This is a genomic window from Citrobacter sp. MGH100 (genome assembly GCF_001034465.1).
Classification (GTDB): domain Bacteria; phylum Pseudomonadota; class Gammaproteobacteria; order Enterobacterales; family Enterobacteriaceae; genus Citrobacter; species Citrobacter youngae.
In genome coordinates this window covers 2040881-2067001 of sequence record NZ_KQ089800.1, presented here as the reverse complement: position 1 = coordinate 2067001, position 26121 = coordinate 2040881, and the positions used below count along the sequence as shown (strand labels likewise).

Sequence of the window (26121 nt, the reverse complement as noted above, 5' to 3'; positions counted from 1 at the left end):
TCAACCATCAATAAAAACATCTGCCAGTGATTTATGGCAAAGCAACAGGGAAAGTCCCTCAAGCTCTGCCCACACTGACTGACCATAGTCTTGTTTAAGCGTAATTTCCGTACGTGTTAACAGCGTGACCGCCTGACGTAACTGCGTGGGAGTCAGTCGGTTTAACGCTTCTCCCATCATGCCACGGCGATTTTGCCATACCCGATGTTTGTCAAACAATGCCCGTAATGGGGTATGGGCCGACTGCCGTTTCAGGTTCACCAGCAGTAATAATTCCCGCTGCAGAGTACGTAACAAAATAACGGGTTCACTGCCTTCAAGACGGAGCTGTTGCAGAATATGCAGCGCGCGTTTGCTTTTGCCCATCAGCAGCGCGTCCACCCAGTGAAACGGGGTAAAGTGCGCGGCATCGTTAACGGCTTGCTCCACACGAGGCAATGTTAATTTACCGTCAGGCCAAAGTAGCGACAACCGCTCCAGCGCCTGCGCTAACGCTAGCAGATTGCCTTCGTAGCAATAGCATAAGAGTTGGTTGGCGGCGTCATCCAACTGCAGATTATGATGTTTCGCCCTTGCGGCTACCCAACGCGGAAGCTGTGCCTGTTCAGGTGTCTGGCAACTGACCAGTACCGCGTTATTCGCCAGTCCGGTATACCATGCGGCGTTTTCCTGGGCTTTGGTCAGCTTGTTACCACGAACAATAAGCAGCAGATCGTCATGTAGCAGTGTGACGAGCGAGGCAAGTTGTTCGTTAATGGCGGTATTGGGGCCATTTTCTGGCAGCTGCAGGAGTAACGTTTGACGGCTGGCAAACAGGCTCATCGCCTGGCAGAGTGAAAAAATTTCCCCCCAGTCGGTGCTGTTGTCCAGGGTGAAAGCGTGGTGTTCTTCGAACCCTTGCGTTGCGGCAGTCTGGCGGATGGCATCCTGGCTTTCCTGCAATAAGAGGGGATCGTTACCTAAGAGTAAATACGCCGCGCGCAGCCCTTCATTGAGCTGTGCGCGGAGTTGTTCAGGGTACAACTTGAGCATCAGTTACCCAGCGTGGTGGAAACACGCGCCGGAGAGGAGGACGCTGGCGCTGCAGTTTTCACTGCAGGCTCGACGTCATCGCCGGATGACTGAACATCAGCAATATGTACGCTTGGCAGTTTACGAATCAACTGCTCGGCCGCCTTGTCGTACATCTCTTTAACGATCATCTCCTGCTCGTTATCCTTCGCCAGTGCCGCTTGCGGGTTGTCGAAGAATGAACGATAGACTTTAGCGCTGATCGGGTAAATATCATGGCCCGGGATCAGGACTGAAGCACTCACGGACATCACCATCTGGTATTCAGCGGTTTGACCGTTCTGGAACACGGAGGCGGTATCCTGCGAAATGCTGACCGCGCCAAGGCGTAAGGACGGAACGTCTTTGCGCGTTGAGCTGTCTTCCAGCAGTGTAACGCCATTCAAACGCAACTGATTACGCACCGCCCGGCTTAACGGGCCGTTCGGATCACCCGTGACCAGAATCATGGTTTTCATCGTGGGGGGAACCTGCGTAGTACTACGCAGATGCCAGCCACACCCGGCGGTGACCAGCACCGCCAGAGATAACAACAATGTTGTCAGAAATCGCACGCTTCCTCCCGCGCTTAGCCAACGACCAGATTGAGGAGTTTACCCGGTACATAAATCACTTTACGTACGGTAACGCCATCAAGATATTTTGCCACCAGAGGCTCCTGGCCAGCACGTTCACGAACCTGCTCTTCAGTGGCGTTTACCGGAACGGTGATTTTGCCACGTACTTTGCCGTTTACCTGAACCACAACCAGCGTTGAGTCTTCAACCATTGCGGCGTCATCAGCTACCGGCCACGGCGCATTGTCGATATCGCCTTCGCCTTTCAGCGCCTGCCACAGGGTGAAGCAAACGTGTGGGGTGAACGGGTTGAGCATGCGTACAACGGCCAGCAGCGCTTCCTGCATCAGGGCACGGTCCTGCTCGTCTTCCTGCGGTGCTTTCGCCAGCTTGTTCATCAGTTCCATAATCGCCGCAATTGCGGTGTTAAAGGTCTGACGGCGACCGATATCATCAGTCACTTTAGCAATGGTTTTGTGCACGTCGCGACGCAGCGCTTTTTGATCTTCCGTCAGTGCAGCAACGTTCAGCGCCGGAGCATCACCCTGTGAAGTGTGCTCATAAACCAGTTTCCAGACACGCTTCAGGAAGCGGTTTGCCCCTTCTACGCCGGATTCCTGCCATTCCAGTGTCATATCAGCCGGAGAGGCGAACATCATGAACAGACGCACGGTGTCCGCGCCGTAACGTTCAACCATGACCTGCGGGTCGATACCGTTGTTTTTGGACTTGGACATTTTGCTCATGCCGGTATACACCAGTTCATGGCCTTCAGCATCCTTCGCCTTAACGATACGACCTTTTTCGTCGCGCTCAACGATGGCGTCAACCGGAGAAACCCAGTTGCGTTCGCCGTTTGCGCCAACGTAGTAGAACGCATCGGCCAGCACCATTCCCTGACACAGCAGCTGTTTAGCCGGTTCGTCAGAGTTGACCATGCCCGCGTCGCGCATCAGTTTGTGGAAGAAGCGGAAGTAGAGCAGGTGCATGATGGCGTGTTCAATACCGCCAATGTAGATATCAACCGGCAGCCAGTAGTTTGCCGCTTCTGGGTCCAGCATGCCTTCGTTGTACTGCGGGCAGGTGTAGCGCGCGTAGTACCAGGAGGACTCCATAAAGGTATCGAAGGTGTCGGTTTCACGCAGGGCAGGCATACCGTTAACGGTGGTTTTCGCCCACTCCGGATCGGCTTTGATCGGGCTGGTGATACCGTCCATGACGACATCTTCTGGCAGAATTACCGGCAGTTGATCTTCTGGTGTCGGCAGTACGGTACCGTCTTCCAGCGTCACCATCGGAATTGGCGCCCCCCAGTAACGCTGACGGGAAACACCCCAGTCGCGCAGACGGTAGTTAACTTTACGCTCACCGACACCCAGAGCGACCAGCTTGTCGGCAATGGCGTTGAACGCGTCTTCGAAGGCCAGGCCGTCAAACTCACCGGAGTTAAACAGCACGCCTTTTTCGGTCAGTGCCTGCTCGGACAAATCCGGCTCTGCGCCTTCAGAAGTCAGAATTACCGGCTTGATGGACAGGCCATACTTGGTGGCAAATTCGTAGTCGCGCTGATCGTGACCCGGAACGGCCATCACCGCACCGGTGCCGTATTCCATTAGGACGAAGTTTGCCGCCCAAACCGGGATTTCTTCGCCAGTCAGCGGATGAACCGCTTTAAAGCCGGTATCGACGCCTTTTTTCTCCATGGTCGCCATTTCGGCTTCAGCAACCTTGGTGTTACGGCATTCGTCAATGAAGGCAGCCAGTTCCGGGTTATTTGCCGCCGCTTTTTGCGCCAGCGGGTGACCTGCGGCAACGGCCAGGTAGGTCGCACCCATAAAGGTATCCGGACGGGTGGTGTAGACGGTCAGCGTGTTGTCGTAACCGTTCACGTTGAAGGTGATTTCTACACCTTCAGAGCGGCCAATCCAGTTGCGCTGCATGGTTTTAACAGTATCAGGCCAGTGATCCAGGTTATCCAGATCACGCAGCAGTTCGTCAGCGTAAGCGGTGATTTTGATGAACCACTGTGGGATCTCTTTACGCTCAACTTTGGTATCGCAGCGCCAGCAGCAGCCGTCAATAACCTGTTCGTTCGCCAGTACGGTCTGGTCGTTAGGGCACCAGTTCACCGCAGAGGTTTTCTTGTATACCAGACCTTTTTTGTACAGTTCGGTGAAGAACTTCTGTTCCCAGCGGTAATATTCCGGGGTGCAGGTCGCCAGCTCACGGCTCCAGTCGTAACCAAAGCCCAGCATTTTGAGCTGGTTTTTCATGTACGCGATGTTGTCGTACGTCCACGGTGCTGGCGCGGTATTGTTTTTTACCGCCGCACCTTCCGCAGGCAGGCCGAACGCATCCCAGCCAATGGGCTGCAGTACGTTTTTGCCCAGCATGCGCTGGTAGCGGGCGATCACGTCACCGATGGTGTAGTTACGTACGTGGCCCATGTGTAGTCGACCAGAAGGATAGGGAAGCATAGACAGGCAGTAATACTTCTCTTTGCTCTCGTCTTCGGTAACTTCAAATGTGCGCTTCTCATCCCAGTGAAGCTGTACTTTGGATTCTATCTCTTCCGGGCGGTATTGCTCTTGCATGGCAGCCAGTGGTCCTGTTTTCAATACAGCTACAAACGTAGCTCTAGATGTGGTGTTTCAGATCCGCATAGCATAGCCCAAACGCCCGCGTCAAAACAGCCTTTCGCGCATTCAGCGTTGAATTCCCGCAAGGATAATTCTGACACGAATTTACACACTCTGTGGACAGTCTTGCAAAGCGTAGCGTAAATAACGTCTATTATTATAGACAGTTAACGACCCAGGAGGCGAAGCGATGAACAAGGTTGCTCAATATTACCGTGAACTGGTGACGTCACTCAGCGAACGTCTGCGTAACGGCGAACGCGATATCGACGCGTTGGTGGAGCAGGCGCGTCAGCGAGTTATGCAGACCGGGGAGTTAACCCGAACCGAGGTGGAGGAACTCACAAGGGCCGTCAGACGCGATCTGGAAGAGTTTGCACTCAGTTATGAAGAAAGTCTCGATGAGGAGACAGACAGCGTCTTTATGCGGGTTATCAAGGAGAGTATCTGGCAGGAACTGGCCGATATTACCGATAAAACGCAGCTCGAATGGCGCGAAGTGTTCCAGGATCTCAGTCATCATGGGGTTTATCACAGCGGCGAGGTGGTTGGGTTGGGGAATCTGGTCTGCGAGAAGTGTCACTTCCATTTAGCGGTGTACACTCCGGATGTGCTGCCGCTGTGTCCGAAATGTGGTCATGATCAGTTCCAGCGTCGACCGTTTGAGCCGTGATTTTTTGCCGGATGGCATTTGCCATCCGGTAATTCATCAGGCGTAAAACTTCAGCCGTTCCGCCAGCAGATCGACAAATCCCTGGCGATCAACGTCCACCATCACGGTGGCGTTTGGCTTATTGCCGCTCAGGAAGTAGTAGTCCACCACGGTCATGCCCTGCGTGTATTTGCCCTGAGTTTCCACACCAACCCAGCGATCAACGGTGGTAAACAGTTCCGGTTTCAGCAGCCAGGCAATAGTGCAGGGGTCGTGCAGCGGCGCGCCGATGAATCCCCATTTTTCGTCTTTGTGATATTCAAAGAAGAAGTCGAGGAGTTCAGCAACGATCGTTGAAACAGGATTGCCAATAGCGCGGAACCGTTCGGTATCTTCGCGATGTATTTGCGCTTTATGCGTGACGTCCAGACCCGCCATCACCACCGGAATGCCCGACTGGAATACGATTTCAGCGGCTTCAGGATCCACGAAAATGTTGAACTCAGCGGCGGGCGTCCAGTTTCCGAGCCCCATCGCACCACCCATTATCACGATACGGGCGATTTTAGCGTGCAGTTCAGGATGGCTATTCAGTAGCAATGCCACGTTGGTTTGCGGCCCGGTGGAGACAATGGTCACTGGCTCTGGGCTGTCACGCAGGGTTTTCGCCATCAGTTCCACAGCGGTACAGGCCTGTGGCGCAAAGGCGGGTTCCGGGAGCGCCGGGCCATCTAACCCACTCTCGCCGTGGACGTTATCGGCAATAATCAGATCGCGCATCAGCGGTTTCACAGCGCCACCGGCGACGGGAATATCACTACGATTGAGCAGTGTTAGCATGCGTAATACGTTACGCAGCGTTTTGTCGGGCGTCTGGTTCCCGGCTGACGAGGTTACCGCTTTCACATCCAGTTCAGGTGAGGCGAGGGCGAGAACAATTGCGATAGCGTCGTCATGACCTGGATCGCAATCAAACAGGATCGGAAGTGCCATTGTTGCTCCTTGTAAGTGGGACTCTGTGACAAGGTTAACGCTGGGCTGTATCTGTTTCGAGAAGTGAAGAGGTAAATCGTGAGATGGCGCGCACATGGCGATGCGCGCCAGCAAGATTAGTGCAGGATTTTCGCGAGGAAGTCTTTGGCGCGGTCCGATTTCGGATTGGCGAAGAACTCTTCTTTCGGTGAGTCTTCAACAATTTTCCCTTCATCCATGAAGATCACCCGGTTCGCCACTTTACGCGCAAAGCCCATTTCGTGGGTTACCACCATCATGGTCATCCCTTCATTGGCCAGTTCAACCATAACGTCCAGTACTTCGTTGATCATTTCAGGATCAAGCGCCGATGTCGGTTCGTCAAACAGCATGGCGATAGGATCCATACATAGCGCCCGGGCGATAGCGACACGCTGTTGCTGGCCCCCGGATAGCTGGGCCGGGAACTTCTCGGCATGTGCTGACAGACCAACGCGTTCCAGTAACTTTTGCGCTTTGTCGCGGGCCGGCTTTTTATCGCGCTTAAGCACTTTTACCTGCGCCAGAGTCAGGTTCTCAATGATCGACAGATGCGGGAACAGTTCAAAGTGCTGGAACACCATACCAACACGAGAGCGCAGTTTGGCCAGATCGGTTTTTTTATCATTTACCACGGTGCCATCAACGGTGATGACGCCCTGTTGCACTGGCTCCAGGCCGTTTACCGTCTTGATAAGCGTTGATTTACCGGAGCCTGACGGGCCACAGACAACCACCACCTCACCTTTTTTCACTTCCGTGGAGCAGTCGGTCAGCACCTGAAAGTGACCATACCATTTAGAAACATTTTTCAGGGTAATCATTAAACTGTCCTTTTCTTCAAATAGCTGACCAACAACGATGCGCTCAGACTGAATACAAAATAAACGGCGCCAGCAAACAGGATCATTTCAACCTGCGTGCCGTCACGCTCACCAATGGTGGAGGCGGTACGGAAGAAATCTGCCAGACTCAATACATAGACCAGCGAGGTATCCTGGAACAGTACGATGCCCTGGGTAAGCAGCAGCGGCACCATTGCGCGGAATGCCTGTGGCAGAATGATCAGCTTCATCGACTGCCAGTGGGTCATCCCCAGCGCCAACGCGGCGCTGGACTGCCCACGAGAAATACTCTGGATACCGGCACGGATAATTTCGGAATAGTACGCGGCTTCAAACATCGAAAACGCCACCATCGCCGAGATCAGGCGAATATCGGTTTTTGGCGACAGGCCCAGCACGTTTTGCAGGAAGCCGGGCACAATCAGGTAGAACCACAGCAGCACCATTACCAGCGGAATAGAGCGGAATACGTTGACGTAGCCCTTCGCAAACCAGGCAATCGGCGCAAAGCTCGACAGTCGCATGACGGCAAGGATGGTCCCCCAGACGATACCAATGACGACCGCTGTAACGGTGATTTTCAACGTGATGATCAATCCGTCCAGCAGATACGGCAGGGAAGGGACGATAGAACTCCAGTCAAATTCGTACATTATTTGCCTCCCAAATTGCCAGGCAGGCGGATTTTGCGTTCGACGAGATTCATCACCAGCATGATGACGGCGTTAATCAGGACGTAGGCCAGCGTGATGGCGGTAAACGATTCCCATGCGTGGGCGGAGTAATCCAGCAGCTTGCCCGCCTGCGCCGCCATATCCACCAGACCGATGGTGGAGGCGATTGCGGAGTTCTTCACCAGGTTCATCATCTCTGAGGTCATTGGCGGAACAATCACGCGATAAGCGTTTGGCAGCAGGACGTAGCGATAGGCTTGCGGCAGCGTCAGGCCCATCGCCAGCGCGGCGTTTTTCTGCCCGCGAGGCAGGGACTGAATCGCGGCGCGAACCTGCTCACAGACGCGCGCGGCGGTAAACAGCCCCAGACAAAGCATAGATGAGAGGAAGAACTGAATGTTGGGATCCAGTTCTGACTTGAACCACATGCCAATGTTTTCCGGCAGCAGTTCAGGAATGACCAGATACCAGGTAAAGAACTGGACGATGAGTGGAACGTTACGAAACAACTCAACGTACAGCGTGCCGATCCCGGAAAGGAAACGATTTGGTACGGTACGTAAAATGCCGAATAAAGAGCCTATGAGGAAAGCGATAATCCAGGCGGTGATAGATAACGCGACCGTGACCTGGAAACCACTCCAGAGCCAGCCGAGATAGGTGGTGTTGCCGAACGGGGCCTGTTGTAAAAAAATCCCCCAGTTCCAGTCTATAGACATAAATCTACTCCAGAAAAAAAAGGGTAGCAGCGCTACCCTCGAAGATTGTTATTCGGCGTTTTGCGGTTTTCAGGCCTGATGGGGAACGACCATCAGGCTTATAGTCTGTCCGTGCCAAGTAACAATCGAGAGGGCAAGGTGAACTCGCCCCATTTATTTTAGTTAGTTAAGCGCTTTATCATTCGGTGATTTGAACAGAGCCTTCATTTCGTCTGACAGTTCGAAATTCATGTTCAGGTTCTTCGGTGGAATTGGATTTTTAAACCACTTATCAAACCATTTCTCAGCTTCGCCTGAGGTCTGAGCCTGGGCAATGGTGTCATCCATCAGCTTTTTGAACTCAGGGTCATCTTTGCGCAGCATACAGCCGTAGGCTTCCTGAGATTGCGGCTTGCCGACAATCTCCCAGTTATCCGGTTTCTTCGCTTTCGCGCGTTCGCCAGCCAGCAGGGCGTCATCCATCATAAAGGCAACGGCGCGGCCGCTTTCCAGAGTACGGAAAGAGTCACCGTGGTCTTTCGCGCTGATGATGCGCATATCCATTTTTTGTTCTTCGTTCAGCTTGTGCAGCAGGACTTCTGAGGTGGTACCTGAAGTCACGACCACGGCTTTGCCTTTCAGGTCAGCGAAATCTTTGACGTCACCGCCTTTTTTCGCCAGCAGACGGGTGCCGACAACGAAAATAGTGTCAGAGAAGGCTGCTTGTTTCTGGCGCTCAACGTTGTTGGTGGTGGAACCACATTCAAAGTCGAAGGTACCGTTTTGCAGCAGCGGAATACGGTTCTGAGAGGTAATTGGGATCAGTTTCACCTGCAGGTCAGGCTTGTTCAGCTTTTTCTTCACCGCTTCAACAATTGCGTTGGAGTAATCCTGTGAATAGCCGACCACTTTTTGCTGATTATCGTAGTAAGAAAACGGTACCGAGGATTCACGGTGTCCGACGACGATTACGCCATTTTTAGCGATCTTATCCAGCGTACTGCCTGCCGCTGGTGCTGCGTCTTCTGCGTGCGCCAGACCAGCGGACATTCCCATGACCAGCATGGCTGTGGCGAGCTTACGTAATTGCATATCCAACTCCTTTATCGTCTGCGCCGGTGACGCATTGATACCCATTGTGATGTTGTTATTGTTTGCTACTTAAACGTGCAGTCTTGTATATGTTTGTTAACATTTAGTTTGGATGAATGTAAAGAATTTGCTGTGTTATTGTTTATTTTTGCGAAGTGCGCCGCACCATTTGGGGGCAAAAATATCCTGTTGCACTTTTCGGGTGCTACCTTCGCTCAACTTTGGTGCGACCAGGTTGCACATTCAGCCAAAACAGCGTTTGCCTTGTAGAACAAAGCAATAGACGTGCCAGAATGGGATGTGGGAAATGTTTATGGGCCGGATAAGCAAAGCGTTATCCGGCCGGGGAGGGGAGGTTACTTACGACGTTGACGCAGGCTCATGACCACCGCACCAAAGCCAAACAGTGCGGTCAGCAGCCACAGCGGCCAGTTACCGGTACGAGCATAAGGGGTTAAGCCCGTGGTCGGCGTAATGCTGGTGGTCAGAACCTGACGGGTAAACTGCGGGATCATCGCCTGAATTTCACCCTGCGGGCCAATCACCGCGGTAATACCGTTATTGGTGCTACGCAGCAGCGGGCGTGCCAGCTCCAGAGAACGCATCCGCGCCATCTGGAAGTGCTGCCACGGACCAATGGACTTACCGAACCAGGCATCGTTGGAGATAGTCAGCAGGTAGTCAGTATCCGGACGGAAGTTATCCCGAACCTGTTCGCCAAGAATGATTTCGTAGCAGATGGCAGCCGTCAGCTTAAAGCCGTGCGCATGCAGCTGTGGCTGTACATAAGGTCCACGGCTGAACGAAGACATTGGCAGGTCAAAGAACGGCGCTAACGGGCGTAGGATCGATTCCAGCGGGACAAACTCACCAAATGGGACAAGGTGATTTTTGTTATAGCGATTGGTCGAGTCATAACTGTACGGACTGTCTTTACCCAACGTGATGATGGTGTTGTAGGTGTCGTAACGATTCTGTTTGTTCAGGCGAGCATCTACAATCCCGGTAATCAGCGTGCTGTTTTTCGATTTCAGCAGGTCATCCATCATGCTCAGAAAACGCTGCTGGTTAATTTCCAGATCCGGAATAGCAGATTCTGGCCAGATGATGAGCTGTGATTTACCCATCTCGGGCTGGGTGGCGTCGAGATAAATCTTCAGGGTGTTGAGTAACTGACTTTCATCCCATTTGAGCGACTGTGGAATGTCGCCCTGCACCATCGACACTTGCGTGGTTTTTTCCGGCTCCAGCGTATACCACTGGATATAGCGTAGCGGGAAGGGCAGCGCGAAAAGTATCACGGCCACGACCAGCGGACGCCAGTTACGGCTGACTAACGCCAGCACCAGCAGGCCGCTAACCATCATCAGCAGGAAGTTGATTGCCTCTACGCCCATTACCGGTGCAAGCCCTTTTAGCGGGCCATCAATTTGGCTGTAACCAAACTGCAGCCATGGGAAGCCGGTCAGGACCCAGCCGCGCAGGAATTCAGTTATCTGCCAGATAACCGGCGCGGCAATCGCTACCCGAATCCAACTGGTTTTCGGCCACAGACGCGACAGAATGCCAGCAAACAGACCGGTGTAGAGGGAAAGGTAGGCGGCAAGCAGAACCACGAGAAAAACGTTTACCGGCCCCGGCATGCCGCCAAATTGCGCGATGCTGACGTAGACCCAGTTGATGCCTGAACCAAACAGGCCCATTCCCCAGAAATAGCCAATGGCAGCAGACTGGAGAGGACGGCGGTTGAGGGTAAGAGCCTGCAGACCCATCAGCGAAATAATCGCGGCGGGCCAGATGTCATACGGAGAGAACGCCAGCGTCCCGCAGGCACCGAATAATAACGCCAGCAGCAGGCGCATGCGCTGGCGTTCAATTAATGGGGCAAATGCCATGTAGTCTATGATCCAGTTTCGGGTTTATTCGTCCAGTTTGGGCTGGGGTGAGTCGTCCGGAATTCTGACATGAACCTGAATAATACGACGGCTGTCAGCCATCGCCACTTTGAACTGGTAACCATCAATGTCGATGGTCTCACCGCGAGCGGGTAAATGACCAAAGGCCTGCATAACCAGCCCGCCAATGGTATCGACTTCTTCGTCGCTAAAGTGGGTCCCGAAAGCGTCGTTGAAGTCTTCAATCGACGCCAGCGCGCGAATAGTCCAGGTGTGGCGACTGAGCTGACGGAAATCAATATCGTCTTCTTCGTCGTACTCATCTTCAATTTCACCGACAATCAGTTCAAGGATGTCCTCAATGGTCACCAGACCTGAGACACCGCCAAACTCGTCGATGACGATAGCCATATGATAACGCTGGGAGCGGAACTCTTTCAGCATGCGGTCAACCCGCTTGCTTTCAGGTACGACAACCGCCTGGCGTAACACTTTCTCCATGCTGAAGGCTTCGGCATCGCTGCGCATAAACGGCAGCAGATCCTTGGCCATCAGAATCCCTTCAATGTGATCTTTGTCTTCGCTGATCACCGGAAAACGCGAGTGGGCAGACTCGATGATCACATCGAGACATTCGTCCAGGGTCTGGTTGCGTTTCAGGGTAATCATCTGAGAGCGAGGGATCATAATGTCGCGTACGCGTTGGTCCGCAATATCCATCACCCCTTCGAGCATATCGCGCGTATCTTCATCGATAAGGTCGTTTTGCCCGGAATCACGGATCAGCTCCAACAGTTCGTCGCGGTTTTTCGGTTCACCGTGGAAAAGTTGGCTCAGTAACAGGGAAAAAAATCCCTTTTTGCTGTTTAAGGTGTCACTACTGTGTGAATTGTCGTCGCTCATGGCGTCGTATGGGTTCTCATGTTAGTTAACAGGTCGCTCAATGCGCGTAAACTCAGCGCACGGCTTTATGGGAAGCCCGGGCAGATGCCCGACGGCTTATTCCTTCTCGGCAATGTACGGATCCTCATAGCCCAGAGCAAGCATAATCTCTGTTTCGAGGGATTCCATCTCTTCCGCTTCATCGTCTTCGATATGGTCGTAGCCGAGCAAATGCAGGCTACCATGCACCACCATGTGCGCCCAGTGGGCTTCAAGCGGCTTACCTTGTTCCTGCGCTTCTTTCTCAACGACCTGACGGCAGATGATCAAATCACCCAGCAGCGGCATCTCAATGCCTGGCGGGGCTTCAAACGGGAAAGAGAGTACGTTTGTTGATTTATCTTTCCCGCGATAGGTCAGGTTCAGCTCGTGGCTTTCAGCATCGTCGACCAACCGAATCGTGACCTCTGACTCTTCCTGAAACTGCGGGATCACGGCATCCAGCCATCTCTGAAACTGACTTTCTGGTGGTAAGCCGGATTCGTTTTCGCATGCCAGCTGTAAATCGAGAATAACCTGACTCATTTTTGTTCCTGCTCCTGAGCTTCGCGCTTGCGTTCTGCCGCCAGCTCGGCTTTGCGTTTTTGTTCTGCTTCTTCCCAGGCTTCATACGCCGTGACGATACGGGCAACCACCGGATGGCGAACCACGTCTTCGCTATGGAAGAAATTAAAACTAATTTCGTCGACTTCAGCCAGCACTTCAATGGCATGACGCAGACCGGACTTGGTGCTGCGCGGCAGGTCAATCTGGGTGATATCGCCGGTGATAACCGCTTTGGAGTTAAAGCCGATACGAGTCAGGAACATTTTCATCTGTTCGATGGTGGTGTTCTGGCTCTCATCAAGAATGATAAACGCATCGTTTAACGTACGGCCACGCATATAGGCCAGCGGCGCAACTTCAATGACGTTACGTTCAATCAGCTTTTCAACCTTCTCAAAACCGAGCATTTCGAACAGCGCGTCATACAGCGGTCGTAAATAGGGATCGACTTTCTGGCTCAGATCGCCTGGCAGGAAACCCAGTTTTTCACCGGCTTCAACCGCTGGACGGGTTAGCAGAATACGGCGGATCTCCTGACGCTCTAGTGCATCGACCGCAGCGGCAACAGCCAGATACGTTTTACCTGTACCCGCAGGGCCAACACCAAAGGTGATGTCGTGGTCGAGGATATTCGCAATGTACTGTGCCTGATTCGGCGTGCGCGGTTTAATCACTCCGCGCTTGGTTTTGATATTCACCGCTTTGCCAAATTCCGGCACGCTGTCTGCGCTTTGCTCAAGCACACGCGCTTCTTTAATCGCAAGGTGAATTTGTTCTGGCTCGATGTCCTGTGTCTGGCCGCGCATTGGGGCCGTATCGACATACAGGCTGCGTAAAATATCTGCCGCAGCGGTGACACAAATTGGACGACCAGTCAGTTTGAAGTGGTTATCGCGGCGGTTAATTTCGATGCCGAGACGACGCTCCAGTTGTTTTATGTTGTCATCAAATGGCCCGCAAAGGCTCAACAGGCGGGCGTTGTCTGCGGGTTCAAGGATAATTTCGCGAGTGTCTATGTTCAAACTGTTCCTCTTATGCATGTCTCGCCGGACGCTGAACATTTACCGGCATCTAAGGAAATTATTCACGCCATGGGGGAAAGGCGCAAGCATTGCAATAAATATGGGGGTGCCAGGGCAAATTACAAGGCCCGCCGGAGCAGCGAGCCAGGAAGTGTAGGCCCGATAAGCGTGGCGCCATCGGGCATTGTTTGCGTTTTTCAGCAGGATTAAGGCTGATAAGTACCCACGCCCAGATCGTTTTCTTTGCGGGTACGCGCAATGACCGACTCAGGGGATTCTGCGATGCGCAGGCCCATTTCGTCTTCGGTACGCACCACTTTGCCGCGCAGTGAGTTGGTCCAGACATCGGTAATTTCAACATCAACAAACTTACCGACCATATCCGGGGTACCTTCAAAGTTCACCACGCGGTTATTTTCGGTACGCCCTGACAGTTCCATCACGCTTTTCCGTGACGTACCTTCGACCAGAATGCGCTGGGTCGTGCCGACCATACGACGGCTCCAGGCCATGGCTTGCTGGTTAATACGCTCCTGCAGGATGTATAAACGCTGTTTTTTCTCTTCTTCCGGTACGTCGTCAACCATATCGGCGGCAGGGGTGCCAGGACGCGCAGAGAAGATAAAGCTGTAGCTCATGTCGAAATTGACATCAGCGATCAGCTTCATGGTCTGCTCGAAGTCCTGGGTGGTTTCACCCGGGAAGCCGACGATGAAGTCGGAGCTAATCTGGATATCCGGACGTGCTGCGCGCAGTTTACGGATGATTGCTTTGTATTCCAGCGCGGTATGGGTACGACCCATCAGGTTCAGTACACGATCCGAACCACTCTGTACCGGCAGGTGCAGGAAGCTCACCAGCTCTGGCGTATCGCGATAAACTTCAACGATATCATCGGTGAATTCGATCGGATGGCTGGTGGTAAAACGGATACGGTCAATGCCGTCGATCGCTGCGACCAGACGCAGCAGATCGGCGAACGAGCCGGTGGTGCCGTCGTAGTTTTCACCGCGCCAGGCGTTGACGTTTTGCCCCAACAGGTTTACTTCACGCACGCCTTGGGCTGCAAGCTGGGCGATTTCAAACAGAATATCATCCGCCGGACGGCTGACTTCCTCACCGCGGGTGTAGGGAACCACGCAGTAAGTACAATATTTATTGCAGCCTTCCATGATGGACACAAACGCGCTTGGCCCTTCAGCACGCGGTTCTGGCAGGCGGTCGAATTTTTCGATCTCCGGGAAACTGATATCAACTACCGGACTACGGGTGGTGCTTCCACGCACTTTGTTGATCATTTCCGGCAGGCGATGCAGGGTTTGCGGCCCAAAAATAATATCGACGTAATGCGCGCGTTGGCGAATATGATCGCCTTCCTGAGACGCAACACAGCCACCAACACCAATGATGAGCTTGGGATTCTTCTCTTTTAACAGCTTCCAGCGACCTAATTGATGGAAGACTTTTTCCTGAGCCTTCTCGCGGATTGAGCAGGTATTCAGCAGCAGCACATCCGCTTCTTCCGCCACGTCGGTCAGTTGATACCCGTGAGTGGCATCCAGCAGATCGGCCATCTTCGATGAATCGTATTCGTTCATCTGACAGCCCCAGGTTTTAATATGGAGTTTTTTGGTCATCGACTTGCTCTTGCGAAATTGTGGCTGAAATGCAGGGCGCATAGTGTACTGCTTTGGCGCGGTTGTGACCAGTATGACGGATGTCAGCCTCAAGGGGGAAAAAATCCTGTAAACTTACACAATACATGTAACAGGATGATTGACCATGACAAATCAACCAACGGAAATTGCCATTGTCGGCGGGGGGATGGTCGGCGGCGCGCTGGCGCTGGGACTGGCGCAGCACGGATTTACGGTAACGGTTATCGAGCATGCCGTGCCCGCGCCGTTTGTGGCTGACGGACAGCCGGATGTCAGAATTTCGGCTATTAGCTCCGCCTCCGTGTCGTTGCTTAAAGGGCTGGGCGTCTGGGATACGGTGCAGGGGATGCGCAGCCATCCTTATCGTCGGCTGGAGACGTGGGAATGGGAAAATGCCCATGTGGTGTTTGATGCAGCGGAACTTAAGCTGCCGTTGTTGGGTTACATGGTGGAGAACACAGTCCTGCAACAGGCGCTCTGGCAGGCGCTGGAAGCTCATCCTGACGTGACGTTGCGCGTGCCCACCTCGCTGATTTCTTTACATCGACATAATGACCGGCATGAACTTGAGCTGGCAGACGGTGAAAAAATCAATGCGAAGCTGGTGATCGGTGCTGATGGTGCCAACTCTCAGGTACGCAAAATGGCCGGGATTGGCATCCATGCCTGGCAATACGCGCAATCTTGTATGCTGATAACTGTCCAGTGTGAAAACGCACCCGGAGACAGCACCTGGCAGCAGTTTACCCCTGACGGTCCGCGTGCATTTTTACCGTTGTTCGACGACTGGGCCTCGCTGGTGTGGTACGACTCACCAGCTCGCATCCGCCAATTGCAAGCGCTAAATATGCCGCAACTGCAGGCGGAGATCGCTAAACATTTCCCTTCACGACTCGGTAGCGTTACGCCTGTGGCGGCGGGGGCATTCCCGCTTACGCGTCGTCACGCGCTGCAATATGTGCAACCGGGGCTGGCGCTGGTAGGTGATGCCGCGCATACCATTCACCCACTGGCGGGGCAGGGCGTTAATCTGGGTTTTCGTGATGTCGATGCGCTGATTGATGTTCTGGTGAGCGCCCGCAGCTATGGTGAGGCGTGGGCCAGTCAACCGGTGCTCAAGCGTTATCAGAATCGTCGTATGACCGATAACTTCATTATGCAAAGTGGGATGGATTTGTTCTACGCCGGTTTTAGCAACAACCTGCAGCCGCTGCGCATCATGCGTAATCTCGGGCTTATGGCCGCAGAGCGCGCAGGTGTGCTGAAGCGTCAGGCGCTGAAGTATGCGTTAGGGTTGTAGCTCAAGTGGAGCCTGATGGCGCTACGCTTATCAGGCCTACAAGTCATGTAGGCCGGGTAAGTCTTGCCGTTACCCGGCGTTATAAAAGCAAAAAGCTCGCCGAAGCGAGCTTTTTTAATATGGCTGGGGTACGAGGATTCGAACCTCGGAATGCTGGTATCAGAAACCAGAGCCTTACCGCTTGGCGATACCCCAACGGGTGCACCCACAGAGTGGACGACTTTTTGAAATTGGCTGGGGTACGAGGATTCGAACCTCGGAATGCTGGTATCAGAAACCAGAGCCTTACCGCTTGGCGATACCCCAACAATTTTTTGGATTTACCGAACGAGTCGATACGTCCTTAATATGGTGGCTACGACGGGATTCGAACCTGTGACCCCATCATTATGAGTGATGTGCTCTAACCAGCTGAGCTACGTAGCCTGATACTATCATATTCTTCGATGGCTGGGGTACCTGGATTCGAACCAGGGAATGCCGGTATCAAAAACCGGTGCCTTACCGCTTGGCGATACCCCAATGACCGTCGCGGTGAACCGCTATATCGAAGAAAAAATGGCTGGGGTACCTGGATTCGAACCAGGGAATGCCGGTATCAAAAACCGGTGCCTTACCGCTTGGCGATACCCCATCCGTGCAACGCTTACGGGTGAATGGTGCGGGAGGCGAGACTTGAACTCGCACACCTTGCGGCGCCAGAACCTAAATCTGGTGCGTCTACCAATTTCGCCACTCCCGCAAAAAAGATGGTGGCTACGACGGGATTCGAACCTGTGACCCCATCATTATGAGTGATGTGCTCTAACCAGCTGAGCTACGTAGCCATCTTTTTTTCGCGTAACCTTATCGGCGTTGCGGGGCGCATTATGCGTATTGAGCCTTGAAGCGTCAACCCCTTTTTCATTGAAAATAGCTGGAATGTGACTGTTTGGTTAGGTTGCGAACAGCATGACGCAATATTCGGCAATTATTAGTTATTAATTGTTTTTTAGCACAGAAAACAGACATAAAAAAAGAGCCCCAGGGCCCTTTTCTAAGGATTAACTTATTTATAAGCGGACTGGTGTACGCCAACCGCGCGACCAGACGGATCGTTCATGGTTTTAAACGCTTCATCCCATTCGATCGCTTTGGCGGAAGAACAGGCAACAGAAGGGCCGCCCGGAACACATTCCGCAGCGCTGGCAACCGGGAACAGTTCCTCAAAAATCTCACGATACAAATACGCTTCTTTCGACGATGGCGTGTTGTACGGGAAACGGAAGCTGGCGGTTTCCAGTTGTTGGTCGGAAACTTGCTCTGCAGCGACTTCTTTCAGCGTGTCAATCCAGCTGTAACCGACGCCGTCAGAGAACTGCTCTTTCTGCCGCCATGCGACGCTCGCTGGCAGGTAGGATTCAAAACATTCGCGCAGAACATGTTTTTCCATTTTGCCGTTGCCGCACATTTTATCCTGCGGGTTGATGCGCATTGCCACATCAAGGAATTTTTTGTCCAGGAAGGGCACGCGAGCCTCCACGCCCCAGGCTGACATGGCTTTGTTGGCACGCGCACAGTCGAACATGTGCAGCGCCTGCAGTTTACGCACGGTTTCTTCATGCAATTCTTTCGCGTCTGGCGCTTTGTGGAAGTAGAGATAACCGCCAAACACTTCGTCTGACCCTTCGCCCGACAGCACCATTTTAATGCCCATTGCTTTAATCTTGCGCGACATTAAGTACATCGGCGTCGAGGCACGAATGGTTGTAACATCGTAGGTTTCGATGTGATAAATCACGTCGCGGATAGCATCCAGACCTTCCTGCACGGTGAAGTGGATCTCGTGGTGCACGGTACCCAGATGGTTTGCTACTTCTTGTGCGGCTTTCAGATCCGGTGCGCCTTCGAGGCCGACGGCGAAGGAGTGCAACTGCGGCCACCAGGCTTCACTGCGTTCCTGATCTTCAACACGACGCGCGGCGTATTTTTTGGTGATTGCGGAAATGACCGAAGAATCCAGACCGCCGGACAGCAATACACCATAAGGAACATCTGACATCAGGTGGCTTTTCACCGCATCTTCCAGCGCCTGACGCAGCTCGTTTTTATCGGTAACGTTGTCTTTTACCGCATCGTATTCAAACCAGTCGCGCTGGTAGTACTGACGAATTTCGCCGTCTTTACTCCACAGATAGCTACCGGCCGGGAATTCTTTAATCGTACGGCAAACAGGAACCAGTGCTTTCATTTCAGACGCAACATAGAAGTTACCGTGTTCGTCGTAGCCCATATACAGTGGGATGATCCCGATGTGATCGCGGCCAATCAGGTAAGCGTCCTGCTCGCTGTCGTACAGCGCGAAGGCAAACATGCCTTGCAGGTCATCCAGGAACTCTGGGCCTTTTTCCTGATACAGCGCGAGGATAACTTCACAGTCGGAACCTGTCTGGAACTGATAGCGATCGCCGTATTCAGCGCGCAGCGCCTGGTGGTTATAAATTTCACCGTTAACCGCCAGGATATGCGTTTTCTTCACGTTGTACAGCGGCTGAGCACCGGCGTTGACGTCGACGATGGACAGACGTTCGTGTGCCAGAATGGCGTTATCACTGGCGTAAATACCCGACCAGTCCGGGCCGCGATGGCGCATCAGACGAGACAATTCCAGGGCTTTTTTACGCAGTTCAACTGCGTCAGTTTTAATATCGAATACGCCAAAAATAGAACACATAACCTTCTCCGTTAACCTGTTGCGTGATGCTTTTTATGTTTGCTTGATAAAGAAAATGCCGCAAAGCGGGAGAGGGCGCAAGCGAATTGCGGGTCAGAAAATAAAAAATGCAATGGTCATTGTGGATTGGTGAAAAAAGATTATGCAATGAACATTGTTATTGATGAATCAGCAATGAAATGGTGATTTTATTGAATAGATGAGATTCTGTAGGCTGGATAAGGCGTTTAGGTCGCCATCCGGCAATAACGCTGTAGAATTGCCGGATGGCGACGCGGGGGCTCTTATCCGGCCTACGGATTAAATGACGTCAATCTCGGCAACGGAGGGATAGATCCAGCTTGGTCTGAATGGCATGTTGTCAATATCGTCAAGTTTGGATACGCCAGACAGTACCAGGATAGTTTCCAGACCCGCCTGGAAACCTGCCAGAATATCGGTGCGCAGATTGTCGCCAACAATGACCGTTTCTTCTGAGTGCGCCTGCATTTTGTTGAGTGCCGCGCGAATAATCCACGGGCTGGGTTTGCCGACATAAAACGGTTTACGGCCGGAGATCTTCTCAATACCGGCGCAGAGCGCACCACAGGCCGGGTAAAAGCCGCGACCATGGGTATCAGGGTTAGTGGCGATAAAACGTGCGCCGTTAGCCACAAAGTATGCCGCTTTATGCATCATGTCCCAGTTGTACGAACGGGTCTCTCCGACAATGACAAAATCAGGGTTAACGTCGGTAATAGTAAAGCCAGCTTTATACAGCTCATGGATTAACGCACCTTCACCCACCACGTAGGCTTTTTTCCCTTCCTGACGACGGAGAAAATCAGCAGTAGCCATAGCGGAAGTATAAAAGACGCTATCGGGGACATTCACACCCGCGGTGGCGAAGCGGTTTGCCAGATCTTGCCCGGTCTGCGAAGGGTAGTTCGTCAGCAGGACTAACGGTAAACCTTTCTCCAGAATGCCGGTCAGAAAGTCTGCCGCACCTGGTACGGCAACATTGTCGTGCATCAGCACGCCGTCGATATCACAAATTACATTCTTAATGGTCATGGACAATCCGACATTAAAAAAAGAAGGCATTACTATACACAAAATACACTACATCATTCGAGTTGCATCAAGGCGGCAAGTCTGCGAACTCCTGGAGCTTACTGAAATAAGTGACCGGGGTTCGCAGATGCAGCTTGAAGGATGACGTGTATTAGCTTTCCAGCAAACGCTGCAGCAATGTCCCGTTGAGCATTGCGCGTTTCACCAGCGCAAATGCACCAATCGCTGAACGGTGATCCAGCGTGGAACGTACCACCGGCAAATTGTGGCGAAACGCCTTCAGTGCCTGATTATTAATGCAGCTTTCTATTGCCGGAAGCAGGACTTTATCTGCTTCGGTAATCTCACCGGCAATGACGACTTTTTGCGGGTTAAACAGGTTAATCGCAATCGCGATGGTTTTACCCAGGTGTCGACCAACGTGCTCGATAACTTCTGCTGCCAGATTGTCACCTTTGTTGGCTGCCTTACAGATAGCTTTGATACTGCAATCATCCAGCGTGAGCCGACTTGGATAGCCTTGTTTTAGCAAGTTTTGTACGCGGTGTTCGATAGAAGCATTGGCAGCAATGGTTTCCAGACAGCCGAAATTACCGCAGTGACAGCGCTCACCCAGCGGTTCTACCTGAATATGACCAATCTCACCCACGTTGCCATTGCGACCGATAAAAATGCGGCCATTGGAGATAATCCCTGCGCCGGTTCCGCGGTGAACACGCACCAAAATAGAGTCTTCGCAATCCTGACTTGCCCCGAAATAGTGCTCGGCCAGCGCCAGACTGCGAATATCGTGACCGACAAAGCAGGTAACCTTAAAGCGTTTTTCAAGTGCTTCGACCAGCCCCCAGTTTTCAACCTGAATATGGGGCATATAACGAATGACGCCACTTTCGGGGTCAACGAGGCCTGGCAGGATGACAGAAATTGCGATCAACTCGCGGATTTTCCGCTGGCAACTGTCAATAAAGGTGGCAATGGTGTTGAGCAGCGCGTGCTCCAGCGTTTCCTGGGTGCGCTCGGGTAGCGGATAATGCTCTTCGGCAACCACTTTGCTGCTCATATCATAGAGCGTGAGCGTCGTATCGTGACGGCCAAGACGCACGCCAATTGCGTGGAAATTGCGGGTTTCGGTGACGATAGAGATAGCGCGGCGGCCCCCGGTGGAGGCCTGCTGATCGACTTCTTTGATCAGCCCGCGTTCGATCAGTTGACGCGTAATTTTGGTTACGCTGGCGGGGGCAAGCTGGCTTTGCTCGGCAATCTGAATTCGCGAGATTGGCCCATGCTGGTCAATCAGGCGATAAACCGCCGCGCTGTTAAGCTGTTTTACGAGATCAACATTACCTATTTGAGCTTGTCCGCCTGGTGTCATTCTTTCTCTTACTCAGTAACGACCTCGTTGCCATTAACGATGGTCTTGATAATTTTAAAGTCGTGCGTGAACGCAGTCAGGTTGGCTACTTTGCCTGGCGCGATACTGCCGAGTTGTTTGTCGACGCCAATGGCGCGAGCAGGGTAGAGCGTTGCCATGCGCAGGACTTCGTCCAGTGCGATACCGCAATGTTCAACCAGATTGCGTACACCTTCGATCATGGTTAATGATGAACCGCTCAGCGTGCCGTTCTCATCAACACACAGTCCATTGCGGTAGTATATTGTTTTACCAGCGAAAATGAACTGCTCAATGTTTGCCCCCGCCGGCGCGGTCGCGTCGGTGACCAGGCACAGCTTGTCGCCTTTCAGGCGTTTAGCATTGCGTATGTTGGCATAGTCAACATGCATGCCATCGGCGATGATACCGCAATAAATATCTGCCTCATCCAGAATCGCGCCTGCCAGACCTGGTTCGCGACCGGTAATATAAGGCATCGCGTTGAACAGATGTGTTGCAAAGGAAATGCCTGCACGGAAACCGATTTTTGCTTCCTTCAGCGTCGCGTTAGAGTGGCCCGCAGACACCACGATACCGGCATTCACCAGTTGGGTGATCACTTCGACAGGAACCATTTCAGGCGCCAGCGTCACTTTGGTGATGACATCCGCATTATCGCACAGGAAATCGACAAGTGCAGCGTCCGGTTGACGCACAAATCCCGGATTATGCGTACCTTTTTTCACCAGGTTCAGCCACGGACCTTCAAGGTGTAGCCCTAATGCTTGATTTGGATGCTTAGCGAGGTATTCACGCATGACGCGAACGCCCTGCTTCATCAGGTCATCGCTGGTGGTGATTAGCGTTGGCAGATAGTTGGTGCAGCCAGATTTTTCATTGGCTTTTTGCATGATTTCCAGCGTCTCAACGGTAACGGCTTCTGCCGTATCGTTAAACTGTACACCGCCACAGCCGTTTAACTGCACATCAATAAAACCGGGGGAGACAATGGCTCCATTTAGCGAGCGCTGTTCAATCCCTGACGGCAATTCAGACAGTTGGCAAACGCTATCGATCAGGCCATTGGCGACAACAATCGCATGGTCATCAAGAATTTCGTGACCGGTAAAAATCCGGCCCTGGGTTAAAGCATACATTCCGACCCCCGATTTCAAAAAAATGCCGCCCTGCACGTTTTCGACAGGGCGGAGACATCATTACAGACCTTTAATATTTTCCGCTTCTAACTCGTTAAAGTATTTCAGCGTCTTCACTTTCAGTTCCATAGTGGAAGGTTCATCGCAGACCACAACTGCTTTCGGATGAAGCTGCAGACAGCTGATGGTCCACATATGGTTAACGTTGCCTTCAACAGCCGCCTGCAGCGCCTGCGCTTTCTGGTGACCCAGCACCAGGATCATTACTTCTTCAGCATCCAACAGGGTGCCCACGCCTACGGTCAGTGCATATTTAGGCACCTGGCTTACGTCGCCGTCAAAGAAGCGTGAGTTAGCAACACGTGTGTCGTGAGTCAACGTTTTGATACGGGTACGGGAAGCCAAAGAGGAAGCCGGTTCGTTGAACGCGATGTGACCATCGTTACCTACGCCGCCCATAAACAGATGGATTTTACCGTAAGAACGGATTTTCTCTTCATACTGACGGCATTCTGCATCAATATCCGGCGCGTTACCATTGAGGAGGTTGATGTTTTCTGCTGGAATATCAACATGATCAAAGAAGTTACGGTGCATAAAGCTGTGATAGCTTTCCGGATGTTCCTTCGGCAGGCCAACGTATTCGTCCATGTTGAAAGTGACAACATGTTTGAAGCTCACCTGGCCCGCTTTGTGCATTTCAACTAATGCTTTATAGGCAGTCAGCGGAGTGCCGCCAGTCGGCAGGCCCAGAACGAACGGACGATCTGCCGTTGGTTTGAACGCGTTAATGCGGTTAACGATATGGCGAGCAGCCCATTTGCCGACTTGTTCAGCGGTATTCAGGGGGATCAGTCTCATTCTTCACCTCAAAAGTAAATGTAAGCAGTTGGCGGATTGAGTCTCTGTACAGTATTAAGCGTAACCTGGTTTTGCATCGGTAAGGATCAATCCGTTTCGATTTTTTGAATGATAAAATAAGTTTTCGTAGTTAGCCAGTGTAAGGGAGGGTTAATAACGATATTTGGTGATTGGAATCACAAAAAACACGCTTTTAATTTGCGATACGAATTAATTTTTCACACACTCTGAATGTAGATGAATGGTTAATGTTGTTGTCCCAAAATCTCTTGCTGTTGCAGTTAGGAATGGTCGCACAATAAAAATATGGCTTCAAAGGAGCCTAATCGGGGTCTCGTAGGGGGAATAAAATGAATATTTTAGGTTTTTTCCAGCGGCTGGGTAGGGCGTTACAGCTCCCCATCGCGGTGCTGCCAGTCGCGGCACTGTTGCTGCGATTCGGCCAACCAGATTTACTGAACGTACCCTTCATCGCGCAAGCGGGTGGAGCTATCTTTGATAACCTCGCGTTAATTTTTGCTATCGGTGTGGCTTCCAGCTGGTCTAAAGACAGCGCGGGTGCGGCAGCGCTGGCAGGTGCGGTTGGTTATTTCATATTGACCAAAGCAATGGTTACCATTAACCCGGCGATCAACATGGGCGTGCTGGCGGGTATCATCACCGGTCTGGTCGGCGGTGCTGTGTATAACCGTTGGTCTGGCATCAAACTGCCTGATTTCCTGAGCTTCTTCGGCGGCAAACGTTTTGTACCCATCGCCACTGGCTTCTTCTGTTTGATACTGGCTGCTATCTTCGGCTACGTGTGGCCGCCGGTGCAGAATGCCATCCATGCGGGTGGTGAGTGGATCGTGGGCGCTGGCGCGCTGGGTTCTGGTATTTTTGGCTTCATCAACCGTCTGCTGATCCCAACCGGTCTGCATCAGGTGCTGAACACCATCGCCTGGTTCCAGATTGGCGAATTCACTAACGCTGCAGGTACCGTATTCCACGGTGATATCAACCGCTTCTACGCGGGTGACGGCACTGCGGGTATGTTCATGTCTGGCTTCTTCCCGATCATGATGTTTGGTCTGCCGGGTGCGGCTCTGGCGATGTACTTCGCCGCGCCGAAAGCGCGTCGTCCGATGGTCGGCGGTATGCTGCTGTCCGTTGCTATCACCGCATTCCTGACCGGTGTTACCGAGCCGCTGGAATTCCTGTTTATGTTCCTGGCTCCGTTGCTGTACCTCCTGCACGCCGTTCTGACGGGTATCAGCCTGTTCGTTGCGACGCTGTTGGGGATCCATGCGGGCTTCTCTTTCTCCGCAGGTGCTATCGACTACGTGTTGATGTACAACCTGCCGGCTGCAAGTAAGAACGTCTGGATGCTGGTCGCCATGGGTCTGGTGTTCTTCGTTATCTATTTTGTGTTGTTCAGCGCGGTTATTCGTTTGTTTAACCTGAAAACGCCGGGCCGCGAAGATAAAGAAGACGAGATTGTTACTGACGAAGCAAACAGCAATACCGAAGAAGGTTTAGCTCAACTGGCAACCAACTACATTGCTGCGGTTGGCGGTACGGATAACCTGAAAGCGATTGATGCCTGTATCACCCGTCTGCGTCTGACCGTTGGCGATTCTGCCCGCGTCAATGATGCGATGTGCAAACGCTTAGGCGCATCGGGTGTGGTTAAGCTGAACAAACAAACTATTCAGGTTATCGTGGGCGCGAAAGCTGAATCTATCGGCGACGAAATGAAGAAAGTTGTGGCACGCGGCCCCGTTGCGGCAGCGTCTACTGACAATGCCCCGACAGCGGCTGCCCCGATTGCAAAACCGCAGGCTGTCGCGAATGCGGTCACCATTGAAGCGCTGGTTTCTCCGATTACCGGTGATGTGGTTGCACTGGAGCAGGTGCCTGATGAAGCCTTCGCCAGCAAAGCAGTGGGTGACGGCGTGGCGGTAAAACCAACGGATAAAATCGTGGTTTCTCCGGCAGCGGGTACTATTGTGAAAATCTTCAACACCAACCATGCGTTCTGTCTGGAAACGGAAAAAGGCGCGGAAATCGTGGTCCATATGGGTATCGATACCGTGGCGCTGGAAGGTAAAGGCTTTAAACGTCTGGTTGAAGAAGGTGCGGTTGTTGCAGCAGGTCAACCGATTCTGGAAATGGATCTGGAATACCTGAACGCCAACGCACGTTCCATGATTAGCCCGGTTGTGTGCAGCAACAGCGATGATTTCGGTGCGCTGGTCATTAAAGCCGAAGGTCATGTGGTTGCCGGTCAGACACCGCTGTATGAGATTAAAGGTAAATAACTGCTCCTGAGTAAAGTGAGTTAAGTGCCTTAAGCGGCGGGGGAGATTCCTCCGCCGCTTTTT

The 26121-nt window shown here is 52.5% G+C and carries 21 protein-coding genes and 7 tRNA genes; 3 read left to right on the top strand and 25 right to left on the bottom strand.

The window, feature by feature from the left end:
- Genes holA through leuS form a run of 3 tightly spaced genes read right to left on the bottom strand, consistent with a single transcriptional unit; the run spans position 1 to position 4222 of the window.
- Positions 1-1032 (bottom strand): DNA polymerase III subunit delta, encoded by a 1032-nt coding sequence (gene holA / locus SK32_RS09745; RefSeq protein WP_048212294.1) that lies wholly within the window; start codon positions 1030-1032, stop codon positions 1-3.
- A complete protein-coding gene (gene lptE / locus SK32_RS09740) occupies positions 1032-1625 on the bottom strand; it encodes an LPS assembly lipoprotein LptE (protein ID WP_048212293.1) in 594 nt (197 codons plus the stop codon). The genes holA and lptE overlap by 1 nt, the downstream gene beginning before the upstream one ends.
- A gap of 14 nt (positions 1626-1639) precedes the next feature.
- On the bottom strand, positions 1640-4222 hold the full coding sequence (gene leuS / locus SK32_RS09735; RefSeq protein WP_086523620.1) for a leucine--tRNA ligase: 2583 nt from the start codon (positions 4220-4222) through the stop codon (positions 1640-1642).
- A 235-nt stretch (positions 4223-4457) separates the two neighbouring features.
- Between leuS and SK32_RS09730 the strand changes: the two genes are divergently transcribed.
- Positions 4458-4940 (top strand): zinc ribbon-containing protein, encoded by a 483-nt coding sequence (locus tag SK32_RS09730; protein ID WP_005121423.1) that lies wholly within the window; start codon positions 4458-4460, stop codon positions 4938-4940.
- A 36-nt stretch (positions 4941-4976) separates the two neighbouring features.
- Here SK32_RS09730 and rihA read toward each other — a convergent pair whose 3' ends face one another.
- The 10 genes from rihA to miaB form a co-directional block, all read right to left on the bottom strand.
- A complete protein-coding gene (gene rihA, locus SK32_RS09725; protein ID WP_048212291.1) occupies positions 4977-5912 on the bottom strand; it encodes a pyrimidine-specific ribonucleoside hydrolase RihA in 936 nt (311 codons plus the stop codon).
- A gap of 116 nt (positions 5913-6028) precedes the next feature.
- On the bottom strand, positions 6029-6754 hold the full coding sequence (gltL, locus tag SK32_RS09720; protein WP_003022754.1) for a glutamate/aspartate ABC transporter ATP-binding protein GltL: 726 nt from the start codon (positions 6752-6754) through the stop codon (positions 6029-6031).
- Complete coding sequence (gltK, locus tag SK32_RS09715) at positions 6754-7428, bottom strand: glutamate/aspartate ABC transporter permease GltK (RefSeq protein ID WP_003022757.1); 675 nt, start codon at positions 7426-7428, stop codon at positions 6754-6756. The genes gltL and gltK overlap by 1 nt, the downstream gene beginning before the upstream one ends.
- Positions 7428-8168 carry a glutamate/aspartate ABC transporter permease GltJ gene (gene gltJ, locus SK32_RS09710; protein ID WP_003022759.1) on the bottom strand — a complete coding sequence of 247 codons (741 nt, stop codon included), beginning with the start codon at positions 8166-8168 and terminating at the stop codon, positions 7428-7430. Before gltJ ends, gltK begins: the two co-directional genes overlap by 1 nt.
- A 162-nt stretch (positions 8169-8330) precedes the next feature.
- On the bottom strand, positions 8331-9239 hold the full coding sequence (gene gltI / locus SK32_RS09705; protein ID WP_048212290.1) for a glutamate/aspartate ABC transporter substrate-binding protein GltI: 909 nt from the start codon (positions 9237-9239) through the stop codon (positions 8331-8333).
- Between the two features lie 356 nt (positions 9240-9595).
- Positions 9596-11134 (bottom strand): apolipoprotein N-acyltransferase, encoded by a 1539-nt coding sequence (gene lnt / locus SK32_RS09700; RefSeq protein ID WP_048212289.1) that lies wholly within the window; start codon positions 11132-11134, stop codon positions 9596-9598.
- Between the two features lie 24 nt (positions 11135-11158).
- Entirely contained in the window at positions 11159-12037 is an 879-nt protein-coding gene (corC, locus tag SK32_RS09695) for a CNNM family magnesium/cobalt transport protein CorC (RefSeq protein ID WP_048212288.1), read from the bottom strand.
- Positions 12038-12133: 96 nt separating this feature from the next.
- Positions 12134-12601, bottom strand: a complete 468-nt coding sequence (ybeY, locus tag SK32_RS09690; protein ID WP_048212287.1) for an rRNA maturation RNase YbeY — start codon at positions 12599-12601, stop codon at positions 12134-12136.
- Positions 12598-13644: a PhoH family protein gene (locus SK32_RS09685; protein WP_048212286.1), complete on the bottom strand. Its 1047-nt coding sequence runs from the start codon at positions 13642-13644 to the stop codon at positions 12598-12600. The genes ybeY and SK32_RS09685 overlap by 4 nt, the downstream gene beginning before the upstream one ends.
- A 206-nt stretch (positions 13645-13850) precedes the next feature.
- On the bottom strand, positions 13851-15281 hold the full coding sequence (gene miaB / locus SK32_RS09680; protein WP_005121416.1) for a tRNA (N6-isopentenyl adenosine(37)-C2)-methylthiotransferase MiaB: 1431 nt from the start codon (positions 15279-15281) through the stop codon (positions 13851-13853).
- A 145-nt stretch (positions 15282-15426) separates the two neighbouring features.
- On the opposite strand from miaB, the gene ubiF reads away from it, so the two are divergent.
- Positions 15427-16602: a 3-demethoxyubiquinol 3-hydroxylase gene (gene ubiF, locus SK32_RS09675; protein ID WP_048212285.1), complete on the top strand. Its 1176-nt coding sequence runs from the start codon at positions 15427-15429 to the stop codon at positions 16600-16602.
- Positions 16603-16722: 120 nt separating this feature from the next.
- Here ubiF and SK32_RS09670 read toward each other — a convergent pair.
- The 12 genes from SK32_RS09670 to nagB form a co-directional block, all read right to left on the bottom strand.
- Positions 16723-16797, bottom strand: a tRNA-Gln gene (locus SK32_RS09670).
- 36 nt (positions 16798-16833) lie between these two features.
- Positions 16834-16908, bottom strand: a tRNA-Gln gene (locus SK32_RS09665).
- A gap of 43 nt (positions 16909-16951) precedes the next feature.
- Positions 16952-17028: transfer RNA gene (locus SK32_RS09660), tRNA-Met, on the bottom strand.
- 21 nt (positions 17029-17049) lie between these two features.
- Positions 17050-17124, bottom strand: a tRNA-Gln gene (locus SK32_RS09655).
- 37 nt (positions 17125-17161) lie between these two features.
- Positions 17162-17236: transfer RNA gene (locus SK32_RS09650), tRNA-Gln, on the bottom strand.
- 23 nt (positions 17237-17259) lie between these two features.
- Positions 17260-17344 (bottom strand) — tRNA-Leu (locus SK32_RS09645).
- Positions 17345-17352: 8 nt separating this feature from the next.
- Positions 17353-17429, bottom strand: a tRNA-Met gene (locus SK32_RS09640).
- 221 nt (positions 17430-17650) lie between these two features.
- Positions 17651-19315, bottom strand: a complete 1665-nt coding sequence (gene asnB, locus SK32_RS09635) for an asparagine synthase B (protein ID WP_003835552.1) — start codon at positions 19313-19315, stop codon at positions 17651-17653.
- A 300-nt stretch (positions 19316-19615) separates the two neighbouring features.
- Entirely contained in the window at positions 19616-20368 is a 753-nt protein-coding gene (nagD, locus tag SK32_RS09630; RefSeq protein WP_048212284.1) for a ribonucleotide monophosphatase NagD, read from the bottom strand.
- Positions 20369-20519: 151 nt separating this feature from the next.
- Positions 20520-21740 (bottom strand): DNA-binding transcriptional regulator NagC, encoded by a 1221-nt coding sequence (gene nagC, locus SK32_RS09625; RefSeq protein WP_048212283.1) that lies wholly within the window; start codon positions 21738-21740, stop codon positions 20520-20522.
- 8 nt (positions 21741-21748) lie between these two features.
- Complete coding sequence (nagA, locus tag SK32_RS09620; RefSeq protein WP_048212282.1) at positions 21749-22897, bottom strand: N-acetylglucosamine-6-phosphate deacetylase; 1149 nt, start codon at positions 22895-22897, stop codon at positions 21749-21751.
- A gap of 60 nt (positions 22898-22957) precedes the next feature.
- The gene (gene nagB / locus SK32_RS09615) at positions 22958-23758 is read right to left on the bottom strand and encodes a glucosamine-6-phosphate deaminase (protein ID WP_003022803.1); all 801 of its coding nucleotides are present in this window, start codon (positions 23756-23758) and stop codon (positions 22958-22960) included.
- A gap of 350 nt (positions 23759-24108) precedes the next feature.
- Here nagB and nagE point away from each other — a divergent pair, with 350 nt between their 5' ends.
- Positions 24109-26058 carry a PTS N-acetyl glucosamine transporter subunit IIABC gene (gene nagE / locus SK32_RS09610; protein WP_048212281.1) on the top strand — a complete coding sequence of 650 codons (1950 nt, stop codon included), beginning with the start codon at positions 24109-24111 and terminating at the stop codon, positions 26056-26058.
- Positions 26059-26121 lie beyond the last annotated feature (63 nt).

Bases quoted from the DNA above. Each gene is read 5' to 3' on its own strand.
- holA (WP_048212294.1), bottom strand. From the start codon at position 1,032: ATGCTCAAGTTGTACCCTGAACAACTCCGCGCACAGCTCAATGAAGGG.
- leuS (WP_086523620.1), bottom strand. From the start codon at position 4,222: ATGCAAGAGCAATACCGCCCGGAAGAGATAGAATCCAAAGTACAGCTT.
- SK32_RS09730 (WP_005121423.1), top strand. From the start codon at position 4,458: ATGAACAAGGTTGCTCAATATTACCGTGAACTGGTGACGTCACTCAGC.
- rihA (WP_048212291.1), bottom strand. From the start codon at position 5,912: ATGGCACTTCCGATCCTGTTTGATTGCGATCCAGGTCATGACGACGCT.
- gltL (WP_003022754.1), bottom strand. From the start codon at position 6,754: ATGATTACCCTGAAAAATGTTTCTAAATGGTATGGTCACTTTCAGGTG.
- gltK (WP_003022757.1), bottom strand. From the start codon at position 7,428: ATGTACGAATTTGACTGGAGTTCTATCGTCCCTTCCCTGCCGTATCTG.
- gltJ (WP_003022759.1), bottom strand. From the start codon at position 8,168: ATGTCTATAGACTGGAACTGGGGGATTTTTTTACAACAGGCCCCGTTC.
- gltI (WP_048212290.1), bottom strand. From the start codon at position 9,239: ATGCAATTACGTAAGCTCGCCACAGCCATGCTGGTCATGGGAATGTCC.
- lnt (WP_048212289.1), bottom strand. From the start codon at position 11,134: ATGGCATTTGCCCCATTAATTGAACGCCAGCGCATGCGCCTGCTGCTG.
- corC (WP_048212288.1), bottom strand. From the start codon at position 12,037: ATGAGCGACGACAATTCACACAGTAGTGACACCTTAAACAGCAAAAAG.
- ybeY (WP_048212287.1), bottom strand. From the start codon at position 12,601: ATGAGTCAGGTTATTCTCGATTTACAGCTGGCATGCGAAAACGAATCC.
- miaB (WP_005121416.1), bottom strand. From the start codon at position 15,281: ATGACCAAAAAACTCCATATTAAAACCTGGGGCTGTCAGATGAACGAA.
- ubiF (WP_048212285.1), top strand. From the start codon at position 15,427: ATGACAAATCAACCAACGGAAATTGCCATTGTCGGCGGGGGGATGGTC.
- asnB (WP_003835552.1), bottom strand. From the start codon at position 19,315: ATGTGTTCTATTTTTGGCGTATTCGATATTAAAACTGACGCAGTTGAA.
- nagD (WP_048212284.1), bottom strand. From the start codon at position 20,368: ATGACCATTAAGAATGTAATTTGTGATATCGACGGCGTGCTGATGCAC.
- nagC (WP_048212283.1), bottom strand. From the start codon at position 21,740: ATGACACCAGGCGGACAAGCTCAAATAGGTAATGTTGATCTCGTAAAA.
- nagA (WP_048212282.1), bottom strand. From the start codon at position 22,897: ATGTATGCTTTAACCCAGGGCCGGATTTTTACCGGTCACGAAATTCTT.
- nagB (WP_003022803.1), bottom strand. From the start codon at position 23,758: ATGAGACTGATCCCCCTGAATACCGCTGAACAAGTCGGCAAATGGGCT.
- nagE (WP_048212281.1), top strand. From the start codon at position 24,109: ATGAATATTTTAGGTTTTTTCCAGCGGCTGGGTAGGGCGTTACAGCTC.